This window comes from Aeromicrobium sp. Leaf272 (genome assembly GCF_001422865.1).
Lineage (GTDB): Bacteria > Actinomycetota > Actinomycetes > Propionibacteriales > Nocardioidaceae > Aeromicrobium.
The window spans coordinates 62,725-83,492 of the sequence record NZ_LMMY01000016.1 but is presented as its reverse complement, the minus strand read 5'-3'; the positions used below and the strand labels follow the sequence as shown (position 1 = coordinate 83,492).

The 20,768-nt window shown below is 72.0% G+C and carries 22 protein-coding genes and 1 riboswitch; of the genes, 2 read left to right on the top strand and 20 right to left on the bottom strand.

The genetic code is table 11. The features are described 5' to 3' along the window. Positions 1–79: 79 nt before the first annotated feature. Entirely contained in the window at positions 80–1,159 is a 1,080-nt protein-coding gene (locus ASF38_RS16645) for a hypothetical protein (RefSeq protein WP_156366976.1), read from the bottom strand. A gap of 68 nt (positions 1,160–1,227) precedes the next feature. On the opposite strand from ASF38_RS16645, the gene ASF38_RS16640 reads away from it, so the two are divergent. Continuing rightward, positions 1,228–1,803, top strand: a complete 576-nt coding sequence (locus tag ASF38_RS16640; RefSeq protein WP_056577546.1) for a GNAT family N-acetyltransferase — start codon at positions 1,228–1,230, stop codon at positions 1,801–1,803. A gap of 21 nt (positions 1,804–1,824) precedes the next feature. Here the strand turns inward: ASF38_RS16640 and ASF38_RS16635 are convergent, their stop codons facing one another. From ASF38_RS16635 to aroC, 10 genes are all read right to left on the bottom strand, one after another. After that, positions 1,825–2,793: a glycine betaine ABC transporter substrate-binding protein gene (locus ASF38_RS16635; RefSeq protein WP_055970425.1), complete on the bottom strand. Its 969-nt coding sequence runs from the start codon at positions 2,791–2,793 to the stop codon at positions 1,825–1,827. Between the two features lies 1 nt (position 2,794). Then, complete coding sequence (locus ASF38_RS16630; protein ID WP_056555014.1) at positions 2,795–3,586, bottom strand: ABC transporter permease; 792 nt, start codon at positions 3,584–3,586, stop codon at positions 2,795–2,797. Further along, positions 3,583–4,788 carry an ABC transporter ATP-binding protein gene (locus tag ASF38_RS16625; protein WP_082480842.1) on the bottom strand — a complete coding sequence of 402 codons (1,206 nt, stop codon included), beginning with the start codon at positions 4,786–4,788 and terminating at the stop codon, positions 3,583–3,585. The genes ASF38_RS16630 and ASF38_RS16625 overlap by 4 nt, the downstream gene beginning before the upstream one ends. Further along, a complete protein-coding gene (locus ASF38_RS16620; protein ID WP_055970427.1) occupies positions 4,781–5,428 on the bottom strand; it encodes an ABC transporter permease in 648 nt (215 codons plus the stop codon). Before ASF38_RS16620 ends, ASF38_RS16625 begins: the two co-directional genes overlap by 8 nt. A 153-nt stretch (positions 5,429–5,581) precedes the next feature. After that, complete coding sequence (gene nusB / locus ASF38_RS16615; RefSeq protein ID WP_056577543.1) at positions 5,582–5,986, bottom strand: transcription antitermination factor NusB; 405 nt, start codon at positions 5,984–5,986, stop codon at positions 5,582–5,584. Then, positions 5,986–6,549 carry an elongation factor P gene (gene efp, locus ASF38_RS16610; RefSeq protein ID WP_055970431.1) on the bottom strand — a complete coding sequence of 188 codons (564 nt, stop codon included), beginning with the start codon at positions 6,547–6,549 and terminating at the stop codon, positions 5,986–5,988. The genes nusB and efp overlap by 1 nt, the downstream gene beginning before the upstream one ends. Continuing rightward, positions 6,549–7,667, bottom strand: coding sequence for a Xaa-Pro peptidase family protein (locus ASF38_RS16605; RefSeq protein ID WP_056577540.1), 1,119 nt, complete (start codon positions 7,665–7,667; stop codon positions 6,549–6,551). Before ASF38_RS16605 ends, efp begins: the two co-directional genes overlap by 1 nt. Beyond that, complete coding sequence (gene aroB / locus ASF38_RS16600) at positions 7,664–8,779, bottom strand: 3-dehydroquinate synthase (RefSeq protein WP_056577537.1); 1,116 nt, start codon at positions 8,777–8,779, stop codon at positions 7,664–7,666. The genes ASF38_RS16605 and aroB overlap by 4 nt, the downstream gene beginning before the upstream one ends. Continuing rightward, a complete protein-coding gene (locus ASF38_RS16595) occupies positions 8,776–9,291 on the bottom strand; it encodes a shikimate kinase (protein ID WP_055970437.1) in 516 nt (171 codons plus the stop codon). The genes aroB and ASF38_RS16595 overlap by 4 nt, the downstream gene beginning before the upstream one ends. Beyond that, complete coding sequence (gene aroC / locus ASF38_RS16590) at positions 9,288–10,466, bottom strand: chorismate synthase (protein ID WP_055970439.1); 1,179 nt, start codon at positions 10,464–10,466, stop codon at positions 9,288–9,290. The genes ASF38_RS16595 and aroC overlap by 4 nt, the downstream gene beginning before the upstream one ends. Before the next feature lie 64 nt (positions 10,467–10,530). Next, positions 10,531–10,595: riboswitch (guanidine-III (ykkC-III) riboswitch) on the top strand. A 10-nt stretch (positions 10,596–10,605) separates the two neighbouring features. Here aroC and ASF38_RS16585 point away from each other — a divergent pair. Next, positions 10,606–10,920, top strand: a complete 315-nt coding sequence (locus ASF38_RS16585) for a multidrug efflux SMR transporter (RefSeq protein ID WP_055970441.1) — start codon at positions 10,606–10,608, stop codon at positions 10,918–10,920. 7 nt (positions 10,921–10,927) lie between these two features. Here the strand turns inward: ASF38_RS16585 and ASF38_RS16580 are convergent, their stop codons facing one another. From ASF38_RS16580 to ASF38_RS16540, 9 genes are all read right to left on the bottom strand, one after another. Further along, complete coding sequence (locus ASF38_RS16580; RefSeq protein ID WP_056577534.1) at positions 10,928–11,629, bottom strand: A24 family peptidase; 702 nt, start codon at positions 11,627–11,629, stop codon at positions 10,928–10,930. Between the two features lie 10 nt (positions 11,630–11,639). Further along, a complete protein-coding gene (locus tag ASF38_RS16575; protein WP_082480855.1) occupies positions 11,640–12,488 on the bottom strand; it encodes a shikimate dehydrogenase in 849 nt (282 codons plus the stop codon). Beyond that, on the bottom strand, positions 12,481–13,611 hold the full coding sequence (gene mltG / locus ASF38_RS16570; protein ID WP_056577531.1) for an endolytic transglycosylase MltG: 1,131 nt from the start codon (positions 13,609–13,611) through the stop codon (positions 12,481–12,483). Before mltG ends, ASF38_RS16575 begins: the two co-directional genes overlap by 8 nt. 7 nt (positions 13,612–13,618) lie before the next feature. Then, positions 13,619–14,065, bottom strand: coding sequence for a Holliday junction resolvase RuvX (ruvX, locus tag ASF38_RS16565; protein ID WP_055970447.1), 447 nt, complete (start codon positions 14,063–14,065; stop codon positions 13,619–13,621). Positions 14,066–14,075: 10 nt separating this feature from the next. After that, positions 14,076–16,754 (bottom strand): alanine--tRNA ligase, encoded by a 2,679-nt coding sequence (gene alaS, locus ASF38_RS16560; RefSeq protein WP_056577529.1) that lies wholly within the window; start codon positions 16,752–16,754, stop codon positions 14,076–14,078. Continuing rightward, positions 16,754–17,044: a DUF6167 family protein gene (locus tag ASF38_RS16555; RefSeq protein ID WP_055970452.1), complete on the bottom strand. Its 291-nt coding sequence runs from the start codon at positions 17,042–17,044 to the stop codon at positions 16,754–16,756. Before ASF38_RS16555 ends, alaS begins: the two co-directional genes overlap by 1 nt. Next, on the bottom strand, positions 17,041–17,562 hold the full coding sequence (locus tag ASF38_RS16550; protein WP_055970454.1) for a hypothetical protein: 522 nt from the start codon (positions 17,560–17,562) through the stop codon (positions 17,041–17,043). Before ASF38_RS16550 ends, ASF38_RS16555 begins: the two co-directional genes overlap by 4 nt. A gap of 69 nt (positions 17,563–17,631) precedes the next feature. After that, a complete protein-coding gene (locus ASF38_RS16545) occupies positions 17,632–19,263 on the bottom strand; it encodes a carboxypeptidase regulatory-like domain-containing protein (protein ID WP_056577526.1) in 1,632 nt (543 codons plus the stop codon). 94 nt (positions 19,264–19,357) lie between these two features. Next, a complete protein-coding gene (locus ASF38_RS16540; RefSeq protein WP_055970459.1) occupies positions 19,358–20,764 on the bottom strand; it encodes a replication-associated recombination protein A in 1,407 nt (468 codons plus the stop codon). Between the last annotated feature and the right edge of the window lie 4 nt (positions 20,765–20,768).

Genomic DNA, 20,768 nt, shown 5'->3' with positions numbered 1-20,768 from the left:
CACCCACCGCACAGGCAGACACATCCGCATCGCCCGAGCCGGCTGACGCGGTCCGATCGCCGGCACGAGCCGCCGACACTCAGTCGTCGAGGTCGTCCCAGGAGTCCCCGCCGTCGGGGCTGGTCCAGGCCTCGTCGTCGCCGAGCGCGACGAGGTCCTTCCCGGCGAAGGCCATCGCGAACACGTCCCCCGGGACGTCGAACCGTTCCAACCCCTCCGGCCCGCCGCGGAACCAGGTCTGCTCGTAGCCGATGAGCACCTGGTCGCCGACCGACCAACCGAGGTAGCCGTCGTCGACGCGCTCCGGCAGGTCGATCGAGCGGACCTGGCCGTCCTCGACGACGTGCAGCGTCCGGGCGGAGAACGCCATGTCCGTCGCGGTCGAGTCGACGATCGCCAGCGCGTCGCCGTGCGCCGAGGTCCCCGCGGGGCCGGTGCGCGGCTCGGGAACGTACTCCGTGCCCGACCACTCCTCACCATCGGTCGACCAGCGAACCGAGACCTTCAGCGGCTCGGACTCCACGAGCCAGATCCGCCCGTCCGCGATCTCGACGTCCGGGAGGATCTCCGGGTCGACCTTCGGCAAGGGCACCTCGTGCACCGTGCGCGTCGACGGACGGTAGAGGGTGACCACCTGGTCGTTGCCGACCAGGACGTCCCCGGGCTCCACGCCGTCGGCCGGCTCGTACCCCTCGAGGACGATCATGCCGTCGGCACCCGTGCCGTTGCGCGTGATCTCGCGCAGCGCACCGTCGGGCTCGACGGTCGTGACCTCGCCGGAGAGGGAGTGGAGCACCGCGTGGTCTCCGACGGCCGTCACCTCCAGGGCTGTGGGGACCAGCTTGGCCACCGGGTCGGCGCCGGGGCGCCGGACCTGCACCGCCGCCTTCTCCGCGTCGCCGCCCTCCTGGTCGTTGATCCCGTAGAGCCGCACCTCGGTGCCGTCGTCCATCTCGGCGATCCCGCTGGGGGCCTCGGCGACCTCGACGACGTCCTCGGCGGTCGCGTCGTCGTCGTACAGGACCTCGTAGTACCGCGTGTCCCGGAAGTCCCCGCTGAGCACCTCGATGCCGACGCCACGGCCGTGGAGCACCACGACGACGGCCGCCACGCCCAGGACCAGCGCGGCGAGGACGAACGGGACGGCGCGGGCTCTCATCGAGCCATGGTGCACCACGGCGCCCGGGAACACCGGAATCGTCCGTCGCGCGCGGCACACTGGCTCCCATGGCCGTCACGACCCGCCCCGCCACCGTCTTCGAGGACGTCCGCACCATGGTCGGCCCCAAGCGACCGGACGCGAACGTCTGCTGGTGCCTGAGCTACCGGCTCACCTCGTCCAAGGAGAACCGCGAGCTCGCTGCCGAGGCGCGGGGCGAGAAGGTGCGCGAGCTCATGGAGCAGGGGCCACCCGGTGTGCTGGCCTACGACGAGGAGGGCGAGGTCGTCGGGTGGGCCGCCGTGCATCCCCGCGCCGACACGTCGTTCGCGACCAACCGGAGGATCCCGCACGTCGACGACCTCGACGTCTGGTCGATCTGGTGCATCCGCGTCCGTCCCGGCCACCGCAAGCAGGGGATCTCCCACGCGCTGCTGTCCGGCGCGGTGGACCTCGCCCGCGAGCAGCGCGCCCCCGCGGTCGAGGGCTACCCCGTCGACAACCGCGGCGAGAAGGTCGACCTGACCATGGCCTACGTCGGGACGAAGGCGCTGTTCGAGGCCGCCGGATTCACGCAGGCCGCCGAGACCACGTCGACCCTCGCCGGCTTCCCGAGAGTCCTCATGAGGCTCGACCTGCGCTGACCGGCGGAGCCGAGAACGGCGCTACTTGACCAGGCCCTCGGACTTCAGCCAGTCCCGCGCGACGATCGCCGGGTCCTCCCCCTCGACGTCGACCTTCGCGTTGAGCTCGAGCATGACCTCGTTCGTCAGCTTCGACAGCACAGGCGCGAAGATGTCCGCCACCTCCGGATGCTTCTCCAGGAAGGACGTCTTCGCCACGAAGCTCAGGTTGTAGAGGGGGAAGAACTCGCGGTCGTCCTCGAGCACCCTGAGGTCCAGACCCGGGATCCGGCCGTCCGTGGTGAACACCTCGCCGAAGTTGCAGGTCCCGTTGGCGGTCGCCGTGTAGATGACGCCGGTGTCGAGGTTGGTGACCTTGGCGAGGTCGGACTCCGTGAGGTCGTAGGCCTCGAGCATCGGGACGAAGCCGTCGTCGCGCTTGGCGAACTCGCTCTCGACGCAGAAGGTCAGCTCCTCCGGGGGCAGGTCGGCCAGCTGCGACAGCTTGGTGATGCCGAGCTCCTCGCCCTTCTTCTCGGCGATCGCGAAGGCGTACGTGTTGTTCATCGGCGCGTAGGGCAGCCAGGTCAGACCGTTCTTCAGGTCGGCGTCGTACACGGCCTTGTACTGCTGCTCCTCGCCCTTCACGGGCTTGTCGTTGCCGAGGTAGTTGATCCAGCCGGTGCCGGTGTACTCCGGCGAGATGTCGACGCGACCGTCGAGCAGCGCCTGCCGGACACCGAAGCTGCCCGGGGTGTTGCTGAGGTTGGTCACGTCGGCGCCCGCCACGCTGAGCACGGTCGACATCATGTTGCCGAGCACGAGCTGCTCGGTGAAGTCCTTCGCGGCGACGGTGACCGGCACGTCCTCGAGCGACTTCACCGGCTTGATGGTCCCCGGCTCGGCACCGAGCACGGCGCCGGAGGCCGACTGCAGGCCACAGCCGGCGAGGGCCAGGCAGAGCAGCCCGGCGACGGTGCCGACGATCTTCTTGCTGGGGTGCTGACGCATGTCAGCCCACTCCCTTCGGCGCAGCCGCGATCTCCACGAGACGAGCCAGCCAGTCGATGAACAGGGCGAGGGCGGCCACCAGGACCGCCCCGACGACCAGCGTCACGTTCTGCTGGAGCTTGATGCCCGTGGTGATGAGGTCGCCGAGTCCCCCGGCTCCCGTGAACGATGCGAGGGCGGCCGTGCCCACGATGAGCACCAGCGCCGTGCGGACGCCCGCGACGATCACGCGCAGCGCCAGCGGCAGCTCGACCCTCATGAGGGTGCCCAGGGCCGAGACGCCCATCCCCCGCGACGCCTCGACGAGACGCCGGTCGACGCCATCGATCCCCGTGACCGTGTTGGCCACGATCGGCAGGATGCCGTAGACCGTGAGGGCGGCGATCGCCCCGGTGCGGCCGACGTCGAAGATCACGGCACCGAGCGCGATGAGCCCGATCGCGGGCGCAGCCTGGCCGAACCCGGCGACGGTGATGATCGGCTTGGAGTAGCGGCGCATCGGCCCGCGCGTGAGCGCGATCCCGAGCGGGATGGCGATCAGGCAGGTGAGCGCGGTGGCGATCAGGCTGATCGTCAGGTGCTGCTGCGTGAGGTCGAGCAGGTTGCCGGCCGTCAGCGAGCGACGCTCGACGTCGGTGATCGAGGCGGTGTTCACGTACACCAGGCAGCCGGCGACCGCGGCGACCACGACGAGCGGCTGCCCGATCCACCGCGCGATCCCCGGTCGGTCGACCGTGACGGTCGGAGTGGCGGCCTCCCCGGCGACGGCCGGAGCGGCGGTGGCGGCGCTCACGGCTCCACCGGCCGCGCCTCGGCGGCGGCGCTGCTGATCTGCTGCATGGCCTGCATGATCGTCTCGACCCGGACGACGCCCTGGTAGGAGTTGCGCCGACCGGTCACGACCACCACGCCGTGCGACGACGTGAGCATCTCGTCGAGCGCGTCGTTGAGGGTCGAGGCCGTGCTGACGACCTCGAGGTCACGGTCGCGCGAGATGCCCGTGAGGGAGCCCGCCCGCTCGAGCTCCTTGACCGAGACCCAGCGCTGCGGACGCTGCTGGTCGTCGAGGACGATGACCCACTCACGGCCCTTCGCGCGGGCGTCCTGGATCGCGGCCGTGGCGTCGCCACCGACCTGGGCGACGGCGGCCTCGTGCAGCTCGACGTCGCGCACGCGGGTGAGCGTGAGCTGCTTGAGCGCGGCGCCGTGGCCGACGAAGCCCTCGACGAAGTCGCTGGCCGGTGCGGCCAGGATCGCCTCGGGCGTGTCGTACTGGACGATGCGCGAGCCGACGTCGAGGATCGCGATCCGGTCGCCGAGCTTGACCGCCTCGTCGAAGTCGTGGGTCACGAACACGATCGTCTTGCGCAGCTCCTCCTGCAGCCGCAGCAGCTCGTCCTGCAGGCGCTGACGCGTGATCGGGTCGACCGCGCCGAACGGCTCGTCCATCAGCAGGACGGGCGGGTCGGCGGCCAGGGCGCGCGCCACGCCGATGCGCTGCTGCTGGCCTCCGGAGAGCTCACGCGGGTAGCGGTCGCGGTACTGCGCGGGCTCGAGGTTGACCAGCTCGAGCAGCTCGTCGACCCGGGCCGCGATGCGGTCCTTCTTCCAGCCGAGCAGGCGCGGGACGATCGCGATGTTCTCGGCGACCGTGTAGTGCGGGAACAGTCCCGCGCCCTGGATCACGTAGCCGATGTGGCGGCGCAGGTCGTCGGCGTTGCGGTGCGTGACGTCCTCGTCGCCGATGAAGATCTTGCCGCTGGTCGGCTCGATCAGGCGGTTGATCATCTTCATGGTGGTCGTCTTGCCGCAGCCCGACGGGCCGACCAGCATGACGATCTCGCCGGCGGGGATCTCGATGGTCACGTCGTCGACGGCGGCGTCGGCCTGGCCGCCGTAGCGCTTGGTGACGTTCTCGAGCAGGATGCGCTGGCCGAAGGACCGCCCGGGCTCGGAGTCGGTCTCTGGCGTGGACGGCTGGGTGGTCTCAGACACGGATGCCCCTCGAGGTCGTGACGCGGGTGAGCAGGTTCAGGACGAGGTCGAGCAGGACGGCGAGCACGATGACGCCGAGGGTGCCCGCCAGGATGGAGTTGGTCGCGTTGGCGCCGCCGGTGCGGGAGATGCCGGAGAAGATGTAGCCACCGAGCCCCGGGCCGAGCACGAAGGCGGCGATCGCGGCGATGCCCATGAGCATCTGCCCCGAGACGCGGACACCGGTCATGATCACCGGCCAGGCGAGCGGCAGCTCGAGCCGCACGAGCGTCGTCAGCCGTCCCATGCCCATCCCCCGCGCCGACTCCACGAGAGCCTGGTCGACGCCGGTGAGACCGACGATGACGTTGCGCAGGATGGGCAGGAAGCCGAAGAACACCAGGGCGATCACCGACGGGAAGACACCGATGCCCACCACGCCGACCAGGAGGCCGAGCAGCGCGTAGGACGGCAGGGTCAGGCCGACCGAGGACAGGGCCTGCGCGATCGACGTCCCGAAGGAGGACCGGTAGGCCAGGACGCCCAGCACGATGGCGAGCAGCGTGGCGATCGCCAACGTCTGCACCACCAGGCTGAGGTGCTGGTAGGCCAGGAACGACAGCACGGACCACCGCTCCTGGACGAACTCGATGAAGCTCACGCGTCGCCTCTCGTCAGGACGAGGGCGGCCGCAAGGACCTCCGGACCCCGTCTCGGTTCCCACGACCGTAGCGACGTGGGACGCATGTGCAACTTAACGTGACATCGTCCGGCCCACCGATGATCTCGAGGTGTGGGCGTGGCGACGGGTCCTTCAGGCGGGGGTGGAGACCTCGAGGATGCGGCTCAGCAGGCCACCGACGAACTTCGGCGACTCGTCCGTCGACAGGTCGGCCGCGAGGTCGACGGCCTCGCTCACGGCCACGGGACCCGGCACGTCGTCGACGTGGAGGATCTCGTAGACCGCCACGCGCACGATGTTGCGGTCGACGCCGGGCATCCGGTCCAGCGTCCAGCCCCGCGCGTGCTCGGTGATCAGGGAGTCGATGCGCTCCTGGTGCGCGGCCACGCCCTCCACGAGCTGGACCGTGTAGGGGTTGACCGGCGGGTCGTTCGTCTCGAGCCGGGCGGCGAGGGTGCCTCCGAGGGGGACGCCCCGCATCTCGGACTCGAAGAGGACGTCGAGCGCCCGCTTGCGGTACTTGGTCCTGGCGCCCATCAGGCCTTCACGCGACCGAGGTAGCCACCGTCGCGCGTGTCCACCTTGATCTTCTCGCCGGAGCCGACGAACAGCGGGACCTGGATCTCGCGGCCGGTCTCCAACCGAGCGGGCTTGGTGCCGCCGCTGGAGCGGTCGCCCTGCAGGCCCGGGTCGGTGTGCTCGATGAGCAGCTCCACGGAGGCGGGGAGCTCGACGTAGAGCACCCGGCCCTCGTTCGTGGCGACCACGGCGTTCTGGTTCTCCAGCAGGAAGTCGGTGGCCGTGCCCATGGCCTCCGGGGGGATCTCGATCTGGTCGAAGGTCTGCACGTCCATGAACACGTAGCTCGAGCCGTCGTTGTACAGGTACTGCATGTCGCGCTTGTCGACGGTCGCGGTCTCGACCTTGGTACCGGCGTTGAACGTCTTGTCGACGACCTTGCCGGACTCGACGTTCTTCATCTTGGTGCGCACGAAGGCGGGACCCTTGCCGGGCTTGACGTGCTGGAACTCGACGATGGTCCAGAGCTGGCCGTCGATGTTCAGCACCATGCCGTTCTTCAGGTCGTTCGTGGTGGCCATCAGGCGATCTCCAGGAGCTCGGTGGTCAGGTCGGTCAGCACCTCGGGGGTTCCCGGGTCCGCCGACGTGACGAGGACGGTGTCTTCGATGCGCACTCCCCCGCGGCCCGGGACGTAGATGCCCGGCTCCATGGTCAAGGTGGTGCGACTGGCCAGTGTACCGGCGTGCGAGGCGGCGATGAACGGGTCCTCGTGGATCTCCAGGCCCACCCCGTGCCCGAGCCCGGTCGTGAAGTGCTCGAGCCAGCCTGCGTCGGCGAGCACGCCACGCGCGACGGTGTCGGACTCGGCCACCGGACGGCCCTCGCGCAGCACGTCCACACCGGCGGCCTGGGAGGCCCGCACGGCCGCGTGCACCTCCCGCTGCCAGGCGTCGGCGGTGCCGAGCACGACGGTTCGCGTGCAGTCGGCGTGGTAGCCCGAGACGCGGGCACCGAAGTCGGTCTTGAGCAGGTCGCCGGGCTGCAGCACCCGGTCGGTCGGGTGGTGGTGCGGGACCGCCGTGTTCGGGCCGGACGCCAGGATCGTCTCGAACGCGACGGCCTCGGCGCCGAGCTCGAGCATGCGCCACTCGAGGTCACGCGCCACGTCGCGCTCGGTCCGACCCACCAGCGGGCCGGCCCACAGCCCCTCGAGCGCCGCCGTGGAGATCCGGCACGCCTCCCGCAGGGCGGCGACCTCGGTGTCGTCCTTGATGGTGCGAGCGTCCTCCACGAGTCGGCCGGCGGGCACCAGCGTGACCGCCGGGGCCGCCTCGACCAGGCGGGCGTGGGCGTCGACGCTGAGCGCGTGCGTCTCGGCCGCCCACGACGTCTGCCCGGACGCGGTGATGCGCTCGGCGGCGACGCCCACGAGGTCGCGGGTGATGACGTGCTCGAGCCCCGGCACCTCCTGCGCGGCCTGGTCCCGGTAGCGACCGTCCGTGAGGAACACCCCGCTTCCGTCGGCGTGCAGCACGAGCGCACCGTTGGAGCCGGTGAACCCCGTCAGGTACCGCACGTTGACGAGCGTCGTGACGACGAGGCCGTCGCGCCCTGCCTCCGAGAGCGCAGCACCCACCCGACGTCGTCGCCGCGCGAGGTCGTCGGTGCCGGGCGTCGCGCCCAGGGGCCCCGTCATCGGCTCGTGAGCGCGGCGAACGAGTCGCGCAGCGTGGACTCGTCGGGACCGGCCAGGATGGTCGTGCGGCCCAGGTCCTCCAGCACGACGAACCGCAGCTGGTCGCCCCGCGTCTTCTTGTCGAGCCGCATGGCCGCGAGCAACGGGGTGAAGGCCCCGGCCCAGGTGGTCGGCAGCGCGAGCGAGCCGAGCACGTCGCGGTGACGCTGCACGAGGTCGGCGTCGATGAGGTCGTGCCGCTGCGCCAGCTCGGCCACGAAGACCATGCCCACGCTGATCGCCTCGCCGTGCCGCACGGAGTAGTTCTCCTCGCGCTCGATCGCGTGGCCGAGCGTGTGCCCGTAGTTGAGCGCCTCCCGGCCGATCGACGCCTCGTCCTCGCGGGATCCACCGGTCTCCCGCAGGTCGCCGGCGACGGTCCGGGCCTTGACCCGGATGCCCTTGGCCACCAGCTCGGCGAGGATCGGCGACGTCGGGTCGAGCACCGTCGCGGCCCCCGCCCCCTCCACCAGCTCCAGGATCGACGGGTCGGCGATGAAGCCGCACTTGACGACCTCGGCCAGGCCGCTGCGCAGCTCGGCCGACGGCAGGTCCGTGAGCAGCTCGAGGTCGCACAGCACGCCGACCGGCTCGTGGAACGCACCCACCAGGTTCTTGCCCGAGGCGGTGTTGATGCCGGTCTTGCCACCCACGGCCGCGTCGACCATGCCGAGGACGGTGGTCGGCAGGTTGATGAACCGCACGCCGCGCAACCAGCTGGCCGCCACGAACCCGGCGAGGTCCGTGGTGGCTCCCCCGCCGAACCCGACGACCACGTCGGACCGCGTGAACCCCGTCGTGCCGAGGACGCCCCAGCAGTACTGCAGCACCTCGGCGGTCTTCGCGGCCTCGCCGTCGGGGAGCTCGACGAGGTGCACGTCGACCGTGTCGGTCGCCTGCTCGCTGATCAGCTGGGCGCGCAGCCGGGCTGCACGCTCCCGCAGGACCGCCGGGTGCAGGATCGCCACCCGCCTCACGTCGTCGCCGACGAGCGAGGCCAGGCGGGCCGACGCGCCCGCGCCCACGACGACGTCGTAGGGGGCTGCGGTCTCGACCCTGATGCGGGTGGTCACGGGTGGATCTCCTCCTGGAGGAAGCGTCGGACGAGGTCGGCCACGTCGGCGGGGTCGAGGTCGTCGGTGACGACCGTGTGGACCGCGAGGCCCTGGTACAGGGGGCGCCGGGCGTCGAGCAGGGCCTTCAGCGTGGCGCGCACGTTGCCCAGCAGGAGCGGGCGGTTCGTCCCGAGCCCCACCCGCTGGGCCGCGGCGGTCAGCCCGACGTCGAGGAAGACGACGCGCTCGCCGCGCAGCAGCTCCTGCGTCCTGGGGTGCATCACCGCACCACCGCCGAGCGCCAGCACACCCTCGTGCTCCTCCAGAGCCGTGGCGACCGCCTCTGCCTCGAGCTCACGGAAGTGCGCCTCGCCTCGCTGGACGAACAGGTCCTGCACGCTGGTCCCGACCGTGGTCTCCACGTCGGCGTCGGTGTCTCGCACCGTGGTGCCGAGCGCCTCGGCCAGCAGCTGGGCCACCGTGGTCTTGCCGGCGCCGGGTGCGCCGATCAGGACGACGACCGGACTCAACGGAACCTCAGGTGGTCGCGGTAGGCCTCGACGTTGCGTCGGACCTCCTCGACCGAGTCGCCCCCGAACTTCTCGGTGATGGCGTCGGCGACCACGAGCGCGACCATGGCCTCGGCCACGATGCCGGCGGCCGGGACGGCGCACACGTCGGAACGCTGGTGGTGGGCACGCGTCTCCTCGCCGGTGGCCACGTCGACGGTCCGCAGGGCCCGCGGCACGGTGGCGATCGGCTTCATGGCGGCACGCACGCGCAGCAGCTCGCCCGTGGTCATGCCGCCCTCGGTCCCGCCGGAGCGGCCGGAGACGCGGCGGATGCCGTCGTCTGTCGGGACGATCTCGTCGTGGGCCAGCGATCCGCGGGTACGGGCCAGCTCGAACCCGTCGCCCACCTCCACGCCCTTGATGGCCTGGATGCCCATGAGCGCGCCGGCGAGCCGGGAGTCGAGGCGCCGGTCCCAGTGCGTGTACGAGCCGAGGCCGGGCGGCAGGCCCTCCACGACCACCTCGACGACGCCACCGAGGGTGTCACCGTCCTTGTGGGCCACGTCGATCTCGGCCACCATCGCCTCGCTGGTGGCCGCGTCGAAGCAGCGCACCGGGTCGGCGTCGAGCGCCTCGACGTCCGAGGCGCTCGGCACGAGGCCCGCGGGCGCCGTGACGGTGCCCAGCTCGACGACGTGCGACAGGATCGTGGCGCCGGTGGTCTGCTCGACGAACTTCGCCGCCACCTCGCCGAGCGCGACGCGGGCGGCGGTCTCGCGGGCGCTGGCCCGCTCGAGCACGGGACGGGCCTCGTCGAAGCCGTACTTCTGCATGCCGGCGAGGTCGGCGTGGCCGGGTCGCGGCCGGGTCAGCGGAGCGCCCCGCTTGAGCCCGTCGAGCACCTCGGGGTCGACCGGGTCGGCCGACATGACCTGCTCCCACTTCGGCCACTCGCTGTTGCCGATGCGCAGGGCCACGGGGCTGCCCATGCTGACGCCGTGCCGCAGGCCGCCGATGACCTCGAGCTCGTCGGCCTCGAAGCTCATGCGCGCGCCCCGCCCGTAGCCCAGGCGGCGCCGGGCGAGCGCGTCCTGCACGTCCTTGCTGGTCACGTGCACGCCGGCTGGGAGTCCCTCGAGGATCGCGACGAGCGCGGGTCCGTGGGACTCTCCGGCAGTCAGCCATCGAAGCATGGGGGTCATTCTGTCAGGAGCTGTCGGGCCGGCAGGGAGGGCCTGCCCGGCTGTGCCAGGATGGGGTCGCCCGCTCTCTGGGGGCTCGGACGAGGCTGCCGTACCCGATCAGCGCAAAGACGGCAGGTCAGGAGTCGTCATGAGCTGGATCGTGCTCGTCGGGTCAGGAGTGCTGGAGGCGGTGTGGGCCACGGCCCTCGGTCGCTCGGACGGCTTCAGCCGCCTCGTCCCGAGCCTCGTGTTCGGCGTCGCCCTCGTGCTCAGCATGGTCGGCCTCGCGTGGGCGATGCGTGACCTGCCGACCGGGACGGCGTACGCCGTGTGGGTGGGCATCGGCGCCACGCTCACCGCCGCCTGGGCCATGGCGCAGGGCGACGAGCCGGTGTCCGTGGCGCGGGTGCTGTGCCTGCTGGCGGTGGTGTCCGGGATCGTCGGGCTGAAGCTCACCCACTGACGCGCCGTCAGCGGAGCAGGGCCACCAGCGGCGGGCCGAGGAAGGCCCCCACGACGAGGTACGGACCGAAGGCGAACGGGTCACGGCGTCCGATCCGTCCCGTGGCGTACAGCCCCAGCCCGACGACGGCGCCCAGGATGAACCCCGCGTAGCCGCCGTACAGCGTCTCGGCGGCACCGAGCGCGCCCAGCAGCAAGCCGATCACGCCCGCGATCCGTACGTCGCCGAACCCGAACGGCTGGCTGATCCACCGGCCGAGGGCGTAGATGAGCCGGAAGACCCCGTAGAGCACGAGGTTGCCGATCAGCCCCTTGAGGATGATCGACCGGTCCTGGGCCACGAGCGACGCCAGGCCGACGAGCGCGAGCACCACCACGTGCAGCGGCAGCGTGAGCGCGTAGGGCAGCAGCCGGGTGCGCAGGTCGATGAACGACAGCCACGTGCCGACGCCGGCGAAGACCGCCCAGGCCGGCAGCAGCAGCGGCTCGTCGATGCCGAGCGCGGCGACGAGCGCCAGCACCGCCGCCACCAGGGCGAGCGCCGGGGCGAGTCGAGGGCGTCGGGCGAGGTCGACGTAGAGCGGCTTCGGGGGCTCGTCGACCTCGGAGGGGTCCGGCTCCGGCTCGGGCAGCCGGGAGATCACGTGCGGGCCCAGCAGGCCGAGCACCCCCGCACCGACGGCGGTGGCGACGACGTAGAGGGTCTGCACGGCCGCAACCCTAGGGCACGTCGCGCGCGGCCGACAGCTCCGCGAGCGCGGCGTCGCGCAGCACGTCGACCTCGACCCGCGAGCCCGTCATGAGGGCGAGCTGCAGCACGGCCTGGTGGGCCAGGAGGTCGAGCCCGGACACCGCAGGACGGTCGGCCTGCTGCGCCGCGAGCAGCAGGCGGGTCGGCCACGGGTCGTAGACGACGTCGAAGACCGCGGCGGCGGACTCGACCAGCTCGTGCGACCGGGCACCGGCCGCGTCCTCCGGCACCGTGGAGACGAGCAGGTCCGCGACGTCGACGAAGGGGTCGTCGCTCGAGCGCACGACCACCTCGAGCCCGGCCGAACGCGCCGATGCCGCGGTCGTCTCGGCCCGCGCCACGTCGCGGACGACCAGCTCCATCCGGCGGGCACCCAGCCCCACCACGGCGTGGGCGACCGACGACGCCGTGGCACCCGCGCCGAGGACACGCACGAGCGGCACGTCGGCGATGCCGGCCTCCTGCAGCGCAGCGAGCGTGCCGGGCACGTCGGTGTTGTCGGCGCGGACCACGCCGTCGGCCAGCAGCAGGGTGTTCGCCCCACCAGCAGCGGCGGCGACGTCGGAGACGTCGTCCGCCAGCTCGAGCGCGTCACGCTTGTGCGGGGCGGTCACGGCGAGGCCGCGCCACGTGGGGTCGAGGCGCTCGACCCACGCACCGAGTCCCGCCGGCTCCACGTCGACCGCGTCGAACGTCCAGTCCAGGCCGAGCTCGGCGTAGGCCGCGCGGTGCATGACCGGCGAGAGGGAGTGCGCGACCGGGTGGCCCACCACCGCACAGCGTCGACGAGCGGGCCGCCCGGTACGCGGGTCAGCCACCACAGGAGCCGGCGCCGTAGACCTTCTGGCAGTCGGCGTTGTGCTGGGCGAAGTCGGTGTTGAAGATCGTGACGCCCTTCTTGTCGGCGAAGAAGTACAACCAGTCGCCGTCGGCGGGGTTGAGGGCCGCCTCGATGGTCTTCTCGCCCGGTGAGCCGATCGGACCGGGCGGCAGCCCGGTGTTCTGGTACGTGTTGTACTCCGACGGGTTCGCGCGCTCCTCCGGCGTGGTCCACACGTCGCCCTCCCGCTGGCTCACGTACGAGACCGTGGAGTCCAGCTGCAGCGGCATGCCGTCCTCGAGCCGGTTGAAGAGCACCCGGGCCACCTTGGGGTAGTCCTCGTCGCGGGCAGCCTCGTACTCCAGGATGCTCGCCATCGTGAGGACGTCCTCCTTCGACAGCCCGAGGGCCTTGGCACGGGCGTCGATGTCGAGGTCGGCCTCGACCTCGAGGGTCTTCTTGACCATCTGCTGCATCAGCTCGAGCGCCGTGGTGCCGGGCTCGACGGTGTAGGTCGCCGGGAAGAGGTAGCCCTCGGGGTTGCCGTTGGCGCCCTCGGGCAGGCCGAGGTCCTTCGGGTCGTCGAGGACCGCGGTGACCTCGTCCTCGCTGATCTCCGAGCCGGCGGCGATCGCCTTCACGATCTGGCCCACCCGCGAGCCCTCGGGGATGGTGACCTTGCCCTCGACCCGGTTGCTCGCGTCGGTGAGCTCACGCATCGCCCACTCCGCCGACATCTTGCGCCGCAGCTGGTAGAAGCCGGGCTGGATGGTCGCGAAGCGCTCGTCGTTCAGCGAGAGCTGGTAGAACGCCTCGGCGCTGGCCACGACGTCCTGCTTCGCCAGGATCGACGCCATCGCCTGGCCGTCCGACCCGGCGGGGATCTCGACGACGACCTCACCGCTGCCCTGGCCGGAGTAGTCCTCCGGTCCGTTCAGGTACGAGCCGGCCTTGTCCCACACGACCTTGCCGGCGAAGACTAGGCCGGCCAGGACCACGAGCACCAGCAGGATGCGTCCCCAGCGGGGTCCGCGCTTGCGGGGGGCACGCCGGCCGCCGGCCTTGGTGGCGCGTCGCGCACCACTGTCGGCGCCCAGGATGTCGAGTCCGCTGTCACTCACGTCGACCTCAGATCGTCTCGCCCGGGGCCGATCCCCGGGTCCGTTCGGTGTCCAGGGCGGTCTGCAGGATGACCGTGGCCGCAGCCTGGTCGATCACCGAGCGTCGAGACCGCCCTGACCGCCCGCCCTCGCGGAGCAGGCTGTCCGCAGTCATCGTAGACATCCGCTCGTCGAACAGCCGGACAACCGTGGGCGCGACCGTGTCGGCGAGAGCGCGGGCGAACACCCGCACCTTCGCCGCAGCAGGACCCTCGCGCCCGCTCAGCGACACCGGGAGACCGACCACGAGCTCCAGCGCGTCGACCTCGGAGGCGAGGGCGGAGAGCCGGCCGATCGCGTCGGGTCCGGCGGCCACCGTCTCCAGCGGCGTGGCCACGAGCCCGTCGGGGTCGCACACGGCCACGCCGATGCGGACGTCGCCGACGTCGACACCGAGTCGACGTCCCCTCCTCATCGGACCTGCCTCACCGAGAGACCGTCTCGCGCACGGCCTCGACGACCGCCCCGAACGCAGCGTCGATCCCGCCGACGTCGGTGCCTCCGCCCTGCGCGACGTCGGGCTTACCGCCGCCCTTGCCGCCGATGCGCTCACCGACGACCCCCACCAGCGTGTTGGCCGAGAGCCCGCGCTCCTGCGCTGCGGGCGTGACGGCCACGACCACGGAGGGCCGGTCGTTCGCGGTCCCGACGACCACCACCACGGCGGGCCGGTCCTGCAGGCGGCCGCGGACGTCGAGGGCGAGCGACCGGACGTCGCCCCCTCCGACACCCTCGGCACGGTGCGTCACGACGGAGACCCCGTCGACGTCGGCCGCGGCAGCGGCGATGTCGCCGGCCGCTCCCTGGAGCTGCGCGGTCCTGAGCTTCTCGAGCTCCTTCTCGGTGGCCTTGAGCCGTGCCACGAGGTCGCCGACCCGCGCCGGCACCTCCTCCGGCCGCGCCTTGAGCACGTCGGTGAGCTGCAGCACGAGGTCGCGCTCCTTGGCCAGGTACGCGAAGCCCTCGATGCCGGTGAGCGCCTCGATGCGACGGTTGCCGGCGCCGACCGAGCCGTCCGAGGTGATGACGACGGTGCCGATCTGGCTGGACCGCTCCACGTGGGTGCCACCGCAGAGCTCACGCGACCAGGGACCGCCGATCTCGACCACGCGCACCTGCTCGCCGTACGTCTCGCCGAAGAGCGCGAGGGCGCCCCACTCGCGGGCCTCGGGCAGGGTCATGTACTGGGCCGAGACGAGCAGGTCCTCGCGCAGCGCCCGGTTCGACACGTGCTCGACGTCGTGCAGCTGCTCGGGCGACAGCGCCCCGTTCCAACCGAAGTCGAGACGCAGGTAGCCGGGTCGGTTGTACGAGCCCGACTGCAGCGCGGTGGGGCCCAGCACCTCGCGCAGCGCCGCGTGCACGACGTGCGTGCCCGAGTGCGCCTGACGCGCTCCGGTGCGCCACTCCCGGTCGACGTCGGCCGAGACCGTCTCGTCGACGACGAGCTCGCCCTCGAGCACGCGCACCTGGTGGACGACCAGGCCCTTGATGGGCCGCTGCACGTCGAGGACCTCGGCGCTGCCTCCCCCGCCCGACGTCCACGTGATGGTGCCGGCGTCGGCGTTCTGGCCGCCGGACTCCGCGTAGAACGGCGTCCGGTCCAGGACGACCTCGCCCACGCTCCCCGCACCGAGCGCAGGCGTCGCTGCGCCCTCGCTCAGCAGCGCGAGGACCCGAGACTCCGTCGACAGGGTCGTGTACGCCTGCCAGTCGGTCGGACCGTTCGCGTCGAGGGCCGCGCGGTACGCCGTGGTGTCGGCGTGGACGCCCTTCTTGGCCTTCGCGTCGGCCTTCGCCCGGGCCCTCTGCTCGGCCATGAGCGACCGGAACCCCTCGGCGTCGACCGTGAGGCCCTGCTCCTCGGCCATCTCGAGCGTCAGGTCGATCGGGAAGCCGTAGGTGTCGTGCAGCGTGAACGCCGCCGAGCCGGACAGGCCGCTCCCGCCCTCGGCCTTCACCTTCTGCGCCGCGACGTCGAAGATCTGCGTCCCCTTGCCGAGGGTGGACCGGAACGCGTCCTCCTCGGCGTAGGCGACCTGGGAGATGCGGGCGAAGTCGGCCTCGAGCTCGGGGTACGACGCCTTCATCCGGTCCTTGCTGACCGGGAGCAGCTCGGGCAGGGCGGGGTCCTCGAAGCCCAGCAGACGCATGGACCGCACCGCGCGCCGCAGCAGGCGCCGCAGCACGTAGCCGCGCGCCTCGTTGCCGGGGGTCACGCCGTCGCCCATCAGCATGAGCCCGCTGCGCACGTGGTCGGCCACGACCCGGAACCGGACGTCGTCCTCGTGGTTCGCGCCGTAGGCCCGTCCGGTCAGCTCGGACGCGCGCTCGATGACGGGGTACACCTCGTCGATCTCGTAGAGGTTCTGCTTGCCCTGCAGCAGGTAGGCGACGCGCTCCAGGCCCATCCCGGTGTCGATGTTCTGGCTCGGCAGCGGGCCCACGACGTCGAACTGGTCCTTGGCGCGGACGTTGGTGATCTCCTCCTGCATGAACACGAGGTTCCAGATCTCCAGGAAGCGGTCCTCGTCGACGACCGGGCCGCCGTCGGGCCCGTGCTCGGGGCCGCGGTCGATGTAGATCTCGCTGCACGGGCCGCCAGGACCGGCGACCCCCATGTGCCAGTAGTTGTCGAGCAGACCCCGGTCCTGGATCCGCTCGTCGGGCAGGCCCGCGACGGACTTCCAGAGCGCGCGGGACTCGTCGTCGCCCTCGAGCACCGTGACCCACACCCGGTCGGCGTCGAAGCCGAACCCCCCGTCGTCGACGTGGCCGGTCACCAGGCGCCAGGCGTGCGTGATCGCACCTTCCTTGAAGTACTGGCCGAAGCTGAAGTTGCCGTTCATCTGGAAGAACGTGCCGTGCCGCGTGGTCTTGCCGACCTCCTCGATGTCGAGGGTGCGCACGCACTTCTGGACGCTGGTGGCGGTGCCGTAGGGCGGCGTCTCCTGGCCGAGGAAGTACGGCTTGAACGGCACCATGCCCGCGTTGACGAACAGCAGGTTGGGATCGTCCAGCAGCAGCGGGGCCGAGGGCACCACGGTGTGCCCGGCGGCCTCGAAGTGCTCGAGGAATCGGCGCCGGATCTCTGCGGTCTCCATCAGGGGTGGTCTCTCTCGTCGGTGAGCTCGGGGCGGTCCGCGGCTGGTTGGTCCGCGGCCGTGACCTCGAGCGAGGGTCGGGGTGGCGTGATCTGGTCGGCGAGCCGGGACTCGGCGGTGGACATCCCGTCGCGGACCTCGTCGGCGAAGGCCCGCCACCCGGTGCCGAGCGCGGCGGCCTGGTCGATGAGTCCGGGCATCGAGACCCGGTAGGCGGCCCGCCGGGCCTTGGCGCTGGCGTAGACCCCCACGGCCGAGCCGGCGACGAACCAGACGGCGCGGGGCTTCATCGCTCCCCCAGCCACTGGTCCGAGGGCGTCGGCGGTGCCGTGGAGGCGTGGGCCGCACGAGCGGCCCGGCGTCCGGCCCGGAGCCGGTCACGTCGGCGGTTCCTGTACTCCCGGCGCATCAGGGCGCCGATCCGGTCGCGGCTCTCGGGCCTCAGGGCGTGAGCCACACCCTGGACGACCACGGCGAACCGGACCTGCGGTCGACTGAGCGCGGCCTCGACGACTTGGTCCTGGGTGGGCGGCACGACGACCCGACCCTCGACGACGCGAGGTTCCAGCACCGCGGGCCGCACCGCGAGCGCGGTGGTGTCCTCGTGCTGCGCCGCCGGCGCAGCCGGACGCTGCACCGACGCCGGTCGAGGCGCCGTGTCCTGGTGGGCCGCAGGTCCGGGGGCCGGAGCCACGGCACCGGCCGAACGGGCGACCCGGCGTGCGGCCACGACCGCCACGACCGCGGCCGCCACGGTCACGACCGCGAGGACCGCGGTGGCGACGAGGACGGCGACGTCGGCGGACATGACCTCGAGGTTACTAGGGACGGGTGCGGCGTCGCCGCGCGCGGGGACGGTCCCGCCACCGGACGGGCCTCAGTACCGAGGGTCGGCGTAGAAGACGATCCGCGACTTCGTCCGCTTGACCACGTGGACTCCGCGGGGGTGCTTCTGGCCACCGCCCGCCGACACGTTGCCCTCGATGGTCCAGACGTGGCTGCTCGAGACCTTGGTGACGATGCCGACGTGCGACGGGGTGCCCTTGCTGAAGTAGCCGATGTACGCCAGCCGTCCGACCTTCGCGGTCTGCGAGGTCCGACCGCGCTTGCGCTCGGCGTCCAGGAGCTTCTTGTACGACGTGGCCTTGATGATCGAGCCGGGCTTGCCCCCGGCGTGCGCGAGCCACGAGACGAAGAACCCGCACCACGGGTCGTAGCGTCCCGTCCGCCCGACCCACTTGTTGTACTTGCTCTTGCGCGGGGACGGCTCGCGGTAGCCGACCTGGGAGCGCGCCACGGCGAGCAGGTCCGCGGCCCCGAGCGTCGACGAGACGGCCGACGTCAGCGTGTCCTTGGCCTTGCTGTTGGTGTAGATCGCGCCGGTACGGAACTGCTGGAGGCATCCGCCCTCGGGCAGACCGCAGCGCACGTCGCCGGTGGGCCCACCCAGGGAGCCTCCTGCACCGCCCCGTGCGGACAGCTCGGACGTCAGTCGTCCCCGGACGACCCACGTGCGGCCGCCGGACTGGATCAGGACGCCCTTCGTGTACCCGCGCCACGACCGACCGCTGCCGGTGTGGGTGCCCGTGCGTCGTTCGCCGAGGAGGAAGGCGAGGGACGCCTCCCGCGACAGCAGCGTCCGCTCCCCCGTGCCGATGCGGACCGTCTGCTTCGCCGAGTAGCGCGTGCCGCTGACCTGCGCGCGGTAGGTCCCGGCGCGACGGTCGGCGGGCGACCAGGTGAACCAGCCGTAGGCGTTGGTCCGCACGGTGGCCACCTTGGTGCGACCCGAGCCGGCGTAGCGGTACAGCGCGACCGTGACACGCGGCTGGGGCTTGCCGGCGGTGGTCAGCACCCGTCCGCGCAGCCAGAAGTTCTCGCGGGTCAGCACCCGGGTCCCGAAGCCGTTGTTGACGAGCAGGCTCACCCAACGACCCGCCTGGACGACGACGGTCGCCTCGGCGGACCGGGATCCGGCATGGGTCCCGGTCTCCTGCAGCTCGGCGCGCAGCCGGTACGTTCCCGCCCGCAGACCGCTGAGGGCGTAGGTCGCGGCACCCGAGGTCCCCGTGGTCACGTCGACCGAGGTGTCGCTCGCACCGTCGGCGACCACCCTCACCCGGGCGCCGGCCAGCGGCTCGCCGTCGGCAGTCACCCGGACGGTCCCGCGTGCAGGCTCCTGGGGCGACGTGGTGCCGGCGGCGCGCTCGAGCACGACCGTCGTGGGGACGAGGTCCGGCGTCGGCGGCGGCTCGTCCGCCTGGGGCGTGGGCTCGGTGTCGTCGATCGTGGCACCCGGCTCGGACGCCTCGGTGGTCCCGGGCTCGGCGGGGACGGCCGCCTCCTCGGGGTCCGACGACTCGTCGCTCGTCGTCGGGGTCGACGCGGGGGCCGAGGTGGGCGGGGCCGGCGTGGACTCCGCGGCGGCAGGGACGACGCCGGCCACGAGCGCCAGCGAGGGCACGAGGCAGAGGACTGCGAGGCGCGCGCGACGGCGGGCGTGAACCATGGAGGTCTCCGAGACAGGACGAGAAGGTTGCCTCACTGTCACACGAGGACGGCACCTGCGCCACTGGTTCGCCGCAGCGGTCCCGTCGAGCCGCTCAACGGTCACGCAGGATGGCGCGGATGCGCGCGAGTCGCTCGGCGACGGCTGCCTCGGCTCCGTGGCGTCCGGGCTCGTAGTAGTCGCGGCCGTCGACGTCGTCGGGTGCGTACTGCTGGGTGACGACACCGCGCGGGTCGTCGTGCGCGTAGCGGTAGTCGTGCCCGTGGCCGAGCTTCTTGGCACCTGCGTAGTGCGCGTCGCGCAGCGCCGGCGGGACGGCACCCACCCGGCCGGCGCGGACGTCGGTCTGGGCGGCGTTGATGGCCTGGACCACGGCGTTCGACTTCGGGGCCGTGGCCAGGTGGATCACGGCCTGGGCCAACGGGATGCGAGCCTCGGGGAACCCGATCATGGCGACGGCCTGGGCCGTGGCCGTGGCCACGGGCAGCGCCGTGGGGTCGGCCATGCCGATGTCCTCGCTGGCGTGGATCATCAGCCGCCGGGCGATGAAGCGCGGGTCCTCCCCCGCCTCGATCATGCGAGCGAGGTAGTGCAGGGCGGCGTCGACGTCGGACCCGCGGATGCTCTTGATGAAGGCGCTCGTGACGTCGTAGTGCTGGTCACCCTGCCGGTCGTAGCGCACCGCCGCCTTGTCGACCGCGAGCGCCGCGTCGTCGACCGTGACCTCGATGCGACCCTGGCTGAGCGTGGCACCGGCGGCAGCCTCGAGGTAGGTGAGGACACGTCGGCCGTCGCCCCCGGCGAGCCGGACGAGGTGGTCGCGGGCGTCGTCGCTCAAGGAGACCGCCCCACCGAGACCGCGGGGGTCCTCGACCGCCCGGTCGATCATGGTGGCGACGTCGTCGTCGTCGAGCGACTGCAGGGTCAGCAGGAGCGAACGGCTGAGCAGCGGCGAGATGACGCTGAAGTGGGGGTTCTCCGTGGTGGCGGCCACGAGCGAGACCCACCGGTTCTCGACCCCGGGCAGGAGCGCGTCCTGCTGGGCCTTGGAGAAGCGGTGCACCTCGTCGACGAACAGCACGGTCTCGACGCCGTTCTGCAGGGCCCGGCGAGCACCCGCGATGACGTCGCGGACCTCCTTGACCCCCGCCGAGACGGCCGAGACCTCCATGAAGCGCCGGTTCGTGTGGTTGCTGATGAGCGAGGCGATCGTGGTCTTGCCGGTGCCCGGCGGGCCCCACAGCAGGATGGTGAGCGGCTGGTCGCCGTCGATCACCTGCCGCAGGGGCGATCCGGGGGTGAGCAGGTGCTGCTGGCCCACCAGCTCGTCGAGCGTGCGCGGACGCATGCGCACCGCCAGCGGCGCCGAGGAGTGAGCGTTGCCGGCGAGCGAGCCCGACGAGTCGGTTCCGTTCGCCGCCCACGGCCCGGCACCCCCGCCGGACCGCGCCGTCGGACGGTCGTCCGCCGCAGGAAGGTCGAACAGTCCGTCGTCGCTCACCCCA